This is a genomic window from Budvicia aquatica DSM 5075 = ATCC 35567, assembly GCF_000427805.1.
Taxonomy (GTDB): domain Bacteria; phylum Pseudomonadota; class Gammaproteobacteria; order Enterobacterales; family Enterobacteriaceae; genus Budvicia; species Budvicia aquatica.
On record NZ_ATYS01000005.1, the window covers coordinates 51,608 to 64,050 of the forward strand.

At 47.0% G+C, this 12,443-nt stretch carries 14 protein-coding genes; 4 read left to right on the forward strand and 10 right to left on the reverse strand.

Going from position 1 to position 12,443, the window contains the following annotated elements; translation table 11 throughout:
* Positions 1-96: 96 nt before the first annotated feature.
* The 4 genes from rhaM to rhaB form a co-directional block, all read right to left on the reverse strand.
* Positions 97-411 (reverse strand): L-rhamnose mutarotase, encoded by a 315-nt coding sequence (gene rhaM / locus YWE_RS0103535; RefSeq protein WP_029093281.1) that lies wholly within the window; start codon positions 409-411, stop codon positions 97-99.
* Positions 412-611: 200 nt separating this feature from the next.
* Positions 612-1,436, reverse strand: a complete 825-nt coding sequence (gene rhaD, locus YWE_RS0103540; protein ID WP_029093282.1) for a rhamnulose-1-phosphate aldolase — start codon at positions 1,434-1,436, stop codon at positions 612-614.
* Positions 1,437-1,447: 11 nt separating this feature from the next.
* Positions 1,448-2,704, reverse strand: a complete 1,257-nt coding sequence (locus YWE_RS0103545; RefSeq protein ID WP_029093283.1) for an L-rhamnose isomerase — start codon at positions 2,702-2,704, stop codon at positions 1,448-1,450.
* Positions 2,701-4,173, reverse strand: a complete 1,473-nt coding sequence (gene rhaB / locus YWE_RS0103550) for a rhamnulokinase (RefSeq protein WP_036014961.1) — start codon at positions 4,171-4,173, stop codon at positions 2,701-2,703. The genes YWE_RS0103545 and rhaB overlap by 4 nt, the downstream gene beginning before the upstream one ends.
* 312 nt (positions 4,174-4,485) lie before the next feature.
* Between rhaB and rhaS the strand changes: the two genes are divergently transcribed.
* The 3 genes from rhaS to YWE_RS0103565 all read left to right on the forward strand — a co-directional run bounded on the left by rhaS (position 4,486) and on the right by YWE_RS0103565 (position 6,879).
* On the forward strand, positions 4,486-5,316 hold the full coding sequence (gene rhaS, locus YWE_RS0103555; RefSeq protein ID WP_029093285.1) for an HTH-type transcriptional activator RhaS: 831 nt from the start codon (positions 4,486-4,488) through the stop codon (positions 5,314-5,316).
* A gap of 155 nt (positions 5,317-5,471) precedes the next feature.
* Positions 5,472-6,305: an HTH-type transcriptional activator RhaR gene (rhaR, locus tag YWE_RS0103560; protein WP_099044315.1), complete on the forward strand. Its 834-nt coding sequence runs from the start codon at positions 5,472-5,474 to the stop codon at positions 6,303-6,305.
* Between the two features lie 151 nt (positions 6,306-6,456).
* Positions 6,457-6,879, forward strand: a complete 423-nt coding sequence (locus YWE_RS0103565; protein ID WP_029093287.1) for a hypothetical protein — start codon at positions 6,457-6,459, stop codon at positions 6,877-6,879.
* A 300-nt stretch (positions 6,880-7,179) separates the two neighbouring features.
* Here YWE_RS0103565 and YWE_RS0103570 read toward each other — a convergent pair whose 3' ends face one another.
* The 6 genes from YWE_RS0103570 to pdxR form a co-directional block, all read right to left on the reverse strand.
* Positions 7,180-7,650, reverse strand: a complete 471-nt coding sequence (locus YWE_RS0103570) for a hypothetical protein (protein WP_029093288.1) — start codon at positions 7,648-7,650, stop codon at positions 7,180-7,182.
* A gap of 53 nt (positions 7,651-7,703) precedes the next feature.
* Positions 7,704-8,066, reverse strand: a complete 363-nt coding sequence (locus YWE_RS26465) for a copper-binding protein (protein WP_051323166.1) — start codon at positions 8,064-8,066, stop codon at positions 7,704-7,706.
* Positions 8,067-8,314: 248 nt separating this feature from the next.
* Complete coding sequence (locus YWE_RS0103580; protein WP_029093289.1) at positions 8,315-8,626, reverse strand: HdeA/HdeB family chaperone; 312 nt, start codon at positions 8,624-8,626, stop codon at positions 8,315-8,317.
* A 171-nt stretch (positions 8,627-8,797) separates the two neighbouring features.
* On the reverse strand, positions 8,798-9,193 hold the full coding sequence (gene crcB / locus YWE_RS0103585) for a fluoride efflux transporter CrcB (RefSeq protein WP_029093290.1): 396 nt from the start codon (positions 9,191-9,193) through the stop codon (positions 8,798-8,800).
* A gap of 11 nt (positions 9,194-9,204) precedes the next feature.
* On the reverse strand, positions 9,205-9,588 hold the full coding sequence (locus YWE_RS0103590; protein WP_029093291.1) for a fluoride efflux transporter FluC: 384 nt from the start codon (positions 9,586-9,588) through the stop codon (positions 9,205-9,207).
* A 309-nt stretch (positions 9,589-9,897) separates the two neighbouring features.
* Positions 9,898-11,370 carry a MocR-like pyridoxine biosynthesis transcription factor PdxR gene (pdxR, locus tag YWE_RS0103595; protein ID WP_029093292.1) on the reverse strand — a complete coding sequence of 491 codons (1,473 nt, stop codon included), beginning with the start codon at positions 11,368-11,370 and terminating at the stop codon, positions 9,898-9,900.
* Between the two features lie 101 nt (positions 11,371-11,471).
* On the opposite strand from pdxR, the gene YWE_RS0103600 reads away from it, so the two are divergent.
* Positions 11,472-11,930 carry a GNAT family N-acetyltransferase gene (locus YWE_RS0103600; protein WP_029093293.1) on the forward strand — a complete coding sequence of 153 codons (459 nt, stop codon included), beginning with the start codon at positions 11,472-11,474 and terminating at the stop codon, positions 11,928-11,930.
* The last annotated feature ends 513 nt before the right edge of the window (positions 11,931-12,443 follow it).

Here is a 12,443-nt window from a genome sequence, read left to right on the forward strand (position 1 = left end):
TTAATGGCACCTTGAAGACTGCGTATATTAAGGGTAACCGGGGGATTTACGTTTCACGAGCGAATACTTGACGGCTCCTTATTAAAAACGCTGATGCTAATCCAAATAAAAAACCTGCCTCAGCTCATCGCTGACCGGGCTATTGTCTGCATTCGACGGCATTACGTCCGACATATGTTTCCACCAGCGCTGACACACCTCCGTTTGAGCCACCGCATTCCAGCGCTCTTCTGACTCTATCTCAACGTAACCAAACAGCAGATGGCGTTTTTCATCAATAAAAATACTGTAATGGTGCGCCCCGTGAGACTTCAGCACCTGTGCCAGTTCAGGCCATATCGGGCTATGTCGCTGCTGGTATTCAGCGTGAGCATCCGGATTAACGCTCATCACAAAAGCTTTACGAAACATTTTAACTCTCCCGTTTCAGGCTAATAAAAAGCCGATGGATTCCACCGGCCCGGATTGATGACAAAGTGGTTTAATTTGATTCCATCACAAATTTCGTCCGCATAATCAGCACCGGAATATCAGTTTTTCCTAGCGGCCGAGGGACGACATGTTGAGCCTCATGGGATAAGCCGGTGGACTCCACCGGCCATCTTCACCACTTACAGCGCAACGGCGGCTGCCATCGGCGTAACCCCAAACCGTTTCGCCAAGTCAACCAACTGCTGCGAAGAAATTGTCTGTTTCTTACCGCCCATTGAGCGCACTTTCACCATGATTTCTGCCGACTTCTCGGCAGTATCGATCAGGCCAAAGGCATCATCCAACGTCGGCCCGGTACCAAAAATACCGTGGAACGGCCATAGCACCAGCGGATGATGCGCCATCTGCTCTGCGGTACTGGTGCCGATACCATCGGTGCCCGGCACCATCCAAGGAACAATACCTACGCCGTCCGGGAACACCACCAAACACTCGGTGCTGCCTTCCCAAAGTTCACGGGTCAGGACTTCATTTTTAAGTTCCAGCACATAGCTCAACGCAATCAGGTTGGTGGCATGACAGTGCATAATCACCCGATCGCTGCCATTGCTGAGCTTCATACGCACAATATGTGACTGGAAATGAGCGGCCAGTTCAGACGTCGGTAAACCGCCTTTATCTAAGCCCCATAAAATCTGATAGCCGTTGCCCTGCCCGTTAATCTGTAAAACCACCAGATTTTCAGACGGATTAATCTGCACGTTGCGGAAAAACTTACCCGAACCGGTCACAATAAAATAGGCATTAGCCAGCTCTGGCATCGGTTGAGTCAGCGGCTCCTGACGCGGCTGAGGGTAGAGATCTGACCGATAGGGTGCGACGTCTTCCGGTAATAAACGCAGGCTGATGTTGCCGCCGTTACGTTCATCCCAACCTTTCAGCCACATATCACCGGTGGCTTTAATCATGCCCTGCACAAACCATGAAGAAATAATATTTTGCATAATAAAAAACCTTAACGTTTGCTAAGAACAGATTGTTCGTATTGACGGACGGTCTGTAGCCATTCGCTACCCGCCGGTGTGTTATGGCGTAAACAGTAGGTTTCCCACACTGCCTGCCACGGTAAGCATTTTTGCTCTTCTAACAGGGCCAGACGGGCGGTGTAATCACCGTCAACTTCCAGCTGACGCAACATCTCAGTCGGCTCCAGTAAGGCACGCAGCAGAGCTTTCTTCATATTGCGGGTGCCGATAACCCAGGCCGCAATGCGGTTAATAGAAGCGTCAAAGAAATCCAGGCCAATATGAACGCGGTCAAACAGCTTGTTGCGGATAATTTCGTGGGCAATGGCCTGCGTTTCATCATCCAACAAAATCACGTGGTCGCTGTCCCAACGCACCGGGCGGCTCACGTGCAGCAGCAGATGTTTTACAAACAGCATAACGGTTGAAATTTTATCGGAGATAACTTCAGTCGGGTGGAAGTGACCGGCATCCAGACACAGCGCCGTTTCACGGCTGGCGGCATAGCCAAGGCAGAACTCATTAGAACCCACGGTAAAGCTTTCAGCCCCAATACCGAACAGCTTACTTTCCACGGCATCGATATGGTATTTCTGGTCGATCTTCTCGCTAATCACTTCATCTAACGCGGTCATCAGGCGCTCACGGAAGGCAAAACGGTCGACCGTCAGATCTTTCATTCCGTCCGGAACCCAAATATTCATCACCGATGCAGTACCCAGCTCACGGCCAAAATAGGCAGAAACACGACGGCTGGCCTGACAGTGCTCAATCCAGAACTGGCGAATTTCAGGGTTCGCATGAGACAGCGTAAAACCGTCTGCGCTCAGCGGATGAGAAAAACAGCTAGGGTTGAAATCCAGGCCCAGCCCCTGCTTACGCGCCCAGTCAACCCAGTTGCTAAAATGCTTAGGTTCAATTTCATTACGCGCAACCGGCTCATCGGACTCCAGATAAATAGCGTGCAGGTTAAGGCGCTTCGGCCCCGGAATTAACGCTAGCGCCTGCTCCAGATCGGCCCGGAGTTCCACCGCGCTACGGGCTTTGCCCGGATAGTTACCGGTGGCCTGAATACCGCCGGTCAATGCCCCGCCGGTGTTCTCGAAACCGGCGACATCATCGCCCTGCCAGCAATGCATCGAGACCGGTAGCGTATCAAGCAACTTCAGCACAGACTCCACGTCTACGTTTAGTTCAGCGTAACGCGCCTTGGCCAGATTCCAGGCCTGTTCGGTTGATGTTGTCATAGTAAAAATTCCTCATGAGAGTGGCTAAGCGCCTGAAAACGACGCCAATGTTGAGCAAAATCGGAAGGTTTGTTAGGGAGATAGCAGCAAAGCGGGAAGTTATCAGCCAGCACGCTGCGGTAGCTTTTTACATCGCTGACCTCATTCAGAGCCATAAGCTGACAGCCCAGATTTCCCAGCGTTGAGGCTTCGACCGGGCCGGCAAACACCGTCAGGTCGCACACGTCGGCACATAGCTGATTCAGGAACTCATTCTGGCAACCACCGCCGACAATGTTTAGCCGGCGTACCGGTTTTCCTTGCAGGTCTTCCAGTTCCAGAACCACCTGACGATAAAACATCGCCAGGCTGTCAAAAATACAACGAGCCAGCTCGGCCTGACTTTGAGGAACCGGCTGCTGATGCTCATGACAGGCTTTACGGATTTCATCTACCATCGACGTCGGATTAATAAACCGATCGTCATTCGGGTTGACCAAGTAGGTAAATGCAGGCAGTTCAGCGGCTTCAAGAATTAACGCCGGCAAGTCGGTTATCTGGAGCTCCTGACAAACCCGCTGTAGCAGCCACAGCCCCATAATATTTTTCAGCACCCGGTAAGTGCCGTTGATGCCGCCTTCATTTGTTACGTTGGCGGCCATGGCTCTGGCATCATTAAACGGCTGCGGGCTTTCAATACCCATCAAAGACCAAGTGCCGGAACTGAGGTAAACACAGCCGCTGGCCTTTAACGGTGCGGCAATAACTGCGCTACCGGTATCATGAGTAGCGACTGAGGTCACCGGCACTTTCTGGCCTGAAGGACTGGTCCAATGCCCGAGCTGATGCCCCGGCTGAGACGGTTTGGTAAACCATGAACGGGGAATGCCCAGATATTCCAGCAATTCTTGATCCCAGTCACCGGTCTCCAGATTAAGCAACTGGGTCGTGCTGGCATTGGTATATTCATGATTGAAACTGCCGGTCAGGCGATAGTGAAGATAGTCCGGAATCAGTAATAAATGTTCAACCTGAGGAATTAATTCAGGCTGTTGATCCGCCAGCGCTTTTAACTGATATAGCGTATTAAACGGCAGAAACTGAATTCCGGTTTTGCGGTAAAGGTTTTCCCGCCCGAGCTGATTAATCACCTGAGCCATCACCCCATCAGTGCGGTGGTCACGGTAGGCATAGGGCAACCCGACCCGGCGCCCCTCGCTATCCAGCAGAACGTAATCTACGCCCCAGGTGTCGATACCAATACTGTCGATGCGGATACCGGCACTATCGATAGCCACCAGCCCGTGCAAAATTTCTCGTTCGAGCGTTTCAAGATCCCAAGTGTCGTGCCCGTCTACCGGCGTTAGCCTGTTAACAAAACGGTGAATCTCTTTAAGCGTCAGACCGCGTGACTCAGCCTGCCACGTCGCCAGCATCACTCGCCCGCTGGAAGCCCCTAAATCAATCGCGACGATATTGCGTTCAGTCATAGCAACCTTCCCCTATTTATCTATGGGGGAAAGTCTAAGGAATGTGTTCAATCACCACCTTCCGGTGGTTGCCACTGGGCTACGGGGATTGGCAAAAAGACAAAGGCCTATGTGAAACCGATCACAAAAATAGCAAATGTATGCCACGGTTCGAGGCTGGTGACGTTATGTGACCCCCGCCACAATTCGGCCAAATAATCGCCAAATCTTAGAAAACCGAACGCTTTCGCACGATGTCGCGTCTTAATTTTAAGGCGAAGACAGGTCACTCCCTTCTAAGATGCAGACTCATTACGTTGAAAGGAGTCTCATATGACCTTACTGAAGAGTGATGGTTTTTTTGCGTCAGGAGCTTCAACCATCGCAATAGAAAACCGGGCCCCTCAATGTGTGTTTCCTGAACACAGCCATGACTTTTATGAAATCGTTTTGGTAGAACACGGCTCGGGCGTCCATATCTTTAATGACAGCCCTTACGCCCTGTGCAGCGGCACCGTATGCTTTGTGCGTGACAGCGATTATCATCAGTTCGAAAACGTCGACCAGCTACACCTGACCAATGTGCTTTATCGTTCGCCTAAGTCTTTTCGATTTCTGTCCGATATTGAACAGTTTCTGCCCGGCCATGGTCAGGATGAGAAGCAACAATCCCACTGGCAAATCAACCAGACCGCATTAAAAAAAGCAAAAAGCTGCATTACCTGTCTGGAAGAGAAAGCCGGCAGTACCGAGCTGGATGATATCGCCACCAATGAAGGGGTATTTTTGCAACTTCTGATGTTACTGCGTCAAAGCTGTTTTGAAACCTACAAACACGACAGTCGTGAAGCCTGCGTCGGTTCCCTGCTGAACTGGCTGCGCAATAATTACAGTGAAGAGATTAACTGGGAAGAGCTGGCCGATCGTTTTTCACTGGCATTAAGAACGATGCATCGTCAGGTAAAGCAGTACACCGGTATGACTCCTCAGCGTTACCTTAACCGCCTGCGCCTGTTAGAAGCCAGACACCGCCTATTTCAGACCGACGACAGCATTACCGACATTGCTTACGACTGCGGCTTTAGTGACAGCAATAACTTTTCAGTTCAGTTCCGGCGGGAGTTTTCCCTTTCTCCCCTGCAGTTACGTAACTCTATTCGTTAATCAACAATAACGGTGCCTGTAAACCATCTGCTCTCATAACAACCGGATATTAAAGAACAGATGGTTACCCTGATATTCAGAGCACCGTCAACGTCAGGCGACGGCAAATATGCCACACTGCCGCCTAAGGAGCACTAACAGGAATAATGGATAGCATGTCTCAATTAAAGCTGCATACCAGCGACTTCTTTTTCACTGATAATCATGCAGTTACTGTAGAGGATCGGCTGCCTCAGCCCATTTTTCCGATTCATACCCATGATTTTTATGAACTGGTTATCGTTCTGCGCGGCAACGGCCTGCACATCGTTAATGACGTTCCTTATTACATTACCTGCGGTGACCTGTTTTATATTAACGCCAACGATCGTCATGGCTATGAGTCGGTAGACTCTCTGGAACTAAATAATATTTTGTACTGCCCTGACCGGCTAAACCTATTGTCCGACTGGCCAAGCCTGCTTCCCGGTGATGAAAGCCATCAGGACCAACGCTATTGGCGACTTAGCGTTCAAGGGATGTCAGAAATCAGGCCGGTGATAGATACGCTAACTAAAGAGTGTATGAAGTCAGACAGACTGTCGGTCCAGCTCAGCGAATCGCTGTTTCTCCAGCTATCCCTACTGTTAAAACGCTATCGCCACCCGCCAAACAGCTACCAGTTAGCCGACGGCCAATTACTCGATCTCTTAATGCTCGCCCTGCATTCCGGAATCAGTAAATCCTTTCGCATGGAAGACTTCTGCCAACAGCATAGCCTTTCGCCAAGAAGCATTCAGGCGCTGTTTAAGCAACATACCGGCGTCAGCGTTAGCCATTATCTTCGCCAACTCCGGCTGTGTAAGGCCATGGCGATGCTCAGGCAAAAAACGTCGCATATCAGTGAAATTTCATCCGAATGTGGCTTTGAAGACAGTAACTACTTTTCTGCGGTATTTAGCCGGGCAACGGGCGTATCACCCAGTGAATACCGCCAGCGGTTCAGGTAAATGCCTTAAGCGTATCGCCCATCACGACGATAGATCTGGGGCAATAAATAATAGGTGTCATTATTCTGATATCTAATAGCATTTATCCTGTGAACCACATAATATCGACGGGCTATTACTCATCTAAGGCTCACTTTTACAGGGATTGAAAATGAAAAGTTTTAACGTCATCTTTATCGCCATATTTACGCTGATAGCCAGCCTGAATGTGGCTGCGGCCGGAAAGAGTCTGACCCTTTCCGGAGAGTACACCTATTACACTGATGAAATGAGTCTGGAGATGATGGGGCAGAATATCTGCATGTTTCCCGATGCCAATACCGCTAAATTAGTGCCGCGCCCAAAAGGCGATGCCCGCGATGTGTGGTTCTGTTTTACTGATTTTGAACAGGCCAGAGTTGCATTAGATATCCCTGAAGCTGCGCCAGAGAAAGGCTGTGGCTTTAAAGCAAATATCACGGCTGAAGTGAAAGACTATAGCGTTAACCAAGCAGAAAATGATGATTTTGACGTGGCAACTCTGGTTAAGGTGATTAGCCATGAAAAGCCGGTTGTTATTGAGTGTCAGCCTTAGGTCGATATTATTAGATAGCTTGGCGGCTTAATGCTTATCAGCTAAGCATGTCTAATACCTTGTGACTCCCCTCAATTATCCCCTCCCCTCATCCCCGTAAAAACGGGGATGAGGGGATAGTAGGCTTATATGATGCAAAAATGCTTAGCTGACAAGCGTTAGCACTGAGGCTGGCTCTTTATCAACCTAACCGGTTAACCCGCAGTAAAATTCAGCCACGAAACCGGAACCCATCTGAAGCGGCAGTTCTGACTTTCTTTATAGTTTGTGCGTTTACTATCCGATCGTTCGGTCAATCATCTATACAGAAAAAAGCGTCAACCCGACCTCTCCATTTCGACTATCAGAGACTGTCTGAAAAGCAGGTGATGTAACAACCTTATCTATAAATACCTCCAGACCGTTCAAATCTGAGCACCAAAGATTATCGCCCGGTATTTCAGTTAATCGTTCTTCAACCGGGAATTTAAACTGGAGCTTAAACTGCCACATTTTTGCCCGCGGATTGGCGGAGGATAATTGGCGGGTGAATGAGAGATAAAAGCTTTCTCCATCGCCCCAGTCATACACCCCATATTCAAATAACAGCATATCTTCATCTTTTTGAATATCGTATGTTTTGACTCTTTTTGTTTGATAAAACTTAAGAAACAGAGTGAAACCATCATTTACGCTTAAATCTGATAAAAGGCATCCTTCATCGACAACAAAGGTTTTAAAGTCAGCGTCTATTGTTTTTAATTTCACTTCGTTGTTATTTCTAAAAAACACGGGTTATCCTTTATTACACTACCCCGCCGTACTATTCGGCAGGGAAGGTTTGATTAATCCTTAACAACCTCAATTTTACTGATGGTCGCAACGTCATCCGGCATCGTCAAATCGAGTTTCACTTTATCGCCGACCTTGATGCCGTTCAACATGGTCTTATCCACAATCGGAAACGGCATAGTCATCTCTTCCCATTCAAGGCTTTCTATCGGTGGGTGGTGGATAATAATTTGGCCACGAGAAGCATCCACCTGAGTCACCGTACCGGTGGTATGGTGCATTTCAGGCACCCCTGAACTGAGCTGACTGGCACCTTTTTCATTATGATGGTGATCGCTGGTATGGGCCTGAAGATTAAAGGAAATAGCTAAAAAAGTGGCAAAGATAATGCTCGTTAACGCCTTTTTGTTATTCATTCTGATGTTCTCAACGCGATAGAAATCAAGGTACCGATATTAAAACCCATACCCACAGTCAGGACAATATTTTATTGAGAAAGATTATCATTTAAATTATGTAACGCGAAGAACCCTTAGCTGACTGGCATCAAACGACGATAAAGATTATTTAAATGGCGAGGTAGATAGGTGCGGATTCTAAATGCAACAACAGGCTACGGTTGGTTAAAAAGAACCCCCACCGGCCTGATGGGGGCTACAATGACTTATTTCTTTTTCGACAGGTTTAAAATGTCTTGCTTCATATCCGTCAGCTTTTTATCCGGATTCTCTTTACACAGCTTAATAAGCTGAGGAGTCAACATGGTATCAACCTCATTCAACGCCACATAATCCCCCCCTTTATATTCGGAATAGCTATTCAGCACCCAAAAAGCCACCGGCGTCGCTGCCTGAGGATCAAGATTAATAAACTGTTTACAGGTCATTCCATCAGGCGTTGTTGCAGCAAAAGAAGTTCCTGCCACAGCAAGTAATATTCCCGCCATCGCCATATTACGAATTGATTTATAAAGCATACCTTCTCCTTATTTACCGATTAAATATGAAAAATTAAAACTTATATCCAATTGACGTACACACATGACTTGTTATGGTTGTTTAAAACAAATCACACCTTTTTGCTTTAGCAATTTTAGTATGGACAGCAAAACTCATTCTGCCAATAATCGAGCATTAGCCTAAAACCATCATGTTTGTTGGGGGCTCGGTTTTACTTTATTTCCCAACATCAAACCTAACTCAACGGCAATAAAACCAACAATCAGGCTAATAACCAAATAGCCGACGGCTACCAATAGCTTAGTCGGATCTTTCATAATCTCTGTTGCTCCAAAAATAAAGCTGGAGAAGGTCGAAAGCCCGCCCATAATGCCGGTACCCACCATCAGGTAGACATATTGATTTATTTTATTTTTCTTGGATAACGAAGTGGCTAACCCTAACAAGAAGGCAGCGACAATATTGGCAATAAAAATATCCATCGGAAAGCCATCGGACAAGCTCGGGGTAGAGGCCATAATGAGCTCTCTGCACATCGCACCAAAAGCCCCGCCGATAAAAACTAAAATAATAAAATTCAGCATAATCTCTATCCTTACAAATAAGCTAGCCAGGCGCCAAATGCTGCCGCGAGCAAGCCGGTTAATACCGAAAGAATAAGGTAACCGCCCGCCATCATGCGTGCTCCGGCGCTAGCCAGTTTTGCGGCGTCGAGTTGCATACTACTGAACGTGGTGTATCCGCCTAAAACGCCGGTAATAACCGCAGAATTGAGAAAGCTCCCATAGCGGTGGTGCCACTCGATATTAAAGAGGGTGCTAAGATAACCAATAAGCAGTGCGCCGCTGATATTGATAAGAAAAGTTCCCAGCGGGAAGTTCCCCTTATAAACCTTGCCAACCGCTAAGCCAATCCACCAACGTAGCAGTGAGCCTAATCCACCACCGAGTCCTACCCACAGCACATCTATTGCCACCATAAGACACCTTCAATATTTGCAGGCCTTTAGACTTATTAGTTTAGTACAAATAGAAAAGTTGCCTTAGAATCAGGCCAAAAAGTAACCGGTTATAGGTATATTCAGAATATCGTCAGCACTAAAACAATGTTCAAACTATATCGTTCGGCCATTTGGCGTGGAATATCGGATTATTTCCATCACGTCGATATCATTAATCGATATGTGCTGGACAGTGAGTGGCTGAGTCACATTGAATTCTATTTTGTCCTGAAATGAGCAACAGCCCGAATTAGCCGCTATTTTGTCGAAAAGCCTTTTTTATAAAGTTTAATCCATTATCACAGCCAGCTTCCGCACGCCTTCAACCAGTTCAGAAGCGGGATGATCTGCAAAACCCAGCAGAACAGCCTGCCCGGTAGATTCTGTCTGACAATAGCGGGACAAAGGCTGTGCACCTAGCCCGACTTCACGGCACTTATCGATAATGTCCTGCTCCTGTAAATGGCCTGCCAACCAGCAAACAAGGTGAATACCGGAATCAGAAGGTTCAACCCGAAAGCTATTCGGCAAGTACAGTCGGATAGCCTCAATAAGTGCCTGCTGGCGCTCATAACAGGCCTTTCTGACTCGCCTGACGTGGCGGGCATAATGACCGTCGGCAATAAAGGCGGCAAGCGTGGCCTGTTCTAAATAGGAAGTGCGCGTGTCTGCGTAGTATTTTGCCAGCTTAAAAGATTCAATCAGATTGTTAGGTACCACCAAAAAGCCTAAACGGAATTCAGGGAACATCATTTTTGAGAAGGTTCCGGCATAAATAACCCGCCGCTGTTGATCTAACCCTTGAAGTGCCTGTATCGGCTGAGCGGTATACCTGAACTCACTGTTGTAATCATCTTCAAAAATCCACGCCTTATTTTCAGCGGCCCAATCAAGTAACGCCATCCGCCTGGATAAGCTTAGGGTTCCGCCGAGCGGAAATTGATGAGAGGGAGCGGTAAAAATCATTTTTGCCTGCGGCCAGCGTTGAATACCGTAGGCGATATCCATGCCCTGCTTATCACTGACAATCGGGCGAACTTTAGCGCCAATCGCGGTAAATGCCCCTAAAGCACCATCATAGCCGGGCTCATCGAGCCAAACTTCGTCGCCGGCTTGCAAAAGAACCTGTGCGGCCAGATTCATCGCCTGCTGAGTGCCGTTCACAATCACAATTTGGTCTTGGGTACAATTTAGCCCGCGCGTTGTCCGAATATAGTCGGATATCGCCAGCCTCAGAGGCTTAAACCCCAAGGGATCGTTTAACTGGCCCATTTGCTTGCGAAATTGCCGCCAGGTTCGCCCCAGCAGGCGTCCCCAAAGTTCATGAGGAAATAAATCGGTACAGCCAACCCCGATATTAAACATTCGGTTTTGCGTCATATAGGGTGCGGTTTTATCCCAGACCTCAAACATAGCCTGCATATGCGGGCTGATATTGAGGCTTGAGCCGTCGTCACCGCGATGCTCAGAATGAGCAACGGCCGGAATATGGATCATTTCATCAGGAATGATCGGGGAAACATAAGTCCCGGAGCCTTTTTTGCTAATCAGGTAACCTTCATCAATCAAACGCTCAAAGCCGGCAATCACCGAGTTTCTGGAAATCGACATCGTTTCGCAAAGCGTTCTGCTGGAAGGAAGCTTAGCGCCGGGTTTTAATTGCCCGTTAAGAATCACCGCCTTCAGAGCATGATGAAACTGCTCTTTAATCTTCCCGTTCTTAAGTAATAGACTGGGGAAATTAGCATCATGCTTTTTCATAAGAAAAGTGGCTCCATTAAAAATAAAAAAAGTGTATCTTATTAAGAACCACTATAAAAACTATCATTCAGCTTCTTAAACATTTAGCTACAGAGGTTGATATGAATAATAACAAACTGGCTGTTTCAGTAAGCCCGGTAAAGGAAGACGACTACGCCCAGTGGCTGCCTCATTGGTTAAGCTACCAGCAGTTCTACAAAGTCCAGCTTTCCGAAGAGATAACCTTAACCACTTGGAAACGCTTCTTTGAAGCTGGTACCCCGGTGTATTGCGCCGTTGCCAGAGAAGGTCAGAAAATAGTAGGTTTCGTTCACTATCTTTTCCATGCCTCAACCTGGGCTATCAATGATTACTGCTATCTGGAAGATCTGTTTGTTACCCCTGAAATCCGGGGCAAAAATATCGGTAAGCAGCTTATTGAATATGTACAACAGCAGGCTCAGCAGCATCAATCAGCCCGACTATACTGGCACACTCAGGAAACCAATTTAACCGCTCAGCGCCTGTATAATTGGATTGGCGAAAAACCGGGCATGATTGAGTACAGAATGCCTCTTTGAGTACTCAGCATGTTGGTAATGACTTAGGGATATTCTATCTGGTAAAAAAGAACCCCCTTACGCTAAAATAAAACCACTTGATCAACAGCCTAATAATGGTCGGTTTTTTCGACCATTTTTTTGCCATTATAAAAATAACCAACCCTTACATGGTCCCGATAGATATAAGTCCACCATGCTAATTCGGCACCTTTTCCGCATTCAGTTTTTCAATAGTATAAATATAGTAATATCAATAACCGGTAATTATTCTATCACCTGATAGGGGAAGTGTTCGCTGGCCTTTTTACTGGCTGAGTGGTTAACGCTTCGGCAGGATAGCCGTTATCAAGATAGGTCATCATATCAAAATCCATTATGTTATAACGATTAAGTTTATCACTAACATATTAATGTAATGTAAAAAGCTATATTTTCAATTAACATTTAAATTTTATTTTTACTTCTACATTAGTTAGCTATATATTACTTAGCTATATTAGTTTTTTATAATGCATTGGTGGACAACAAATT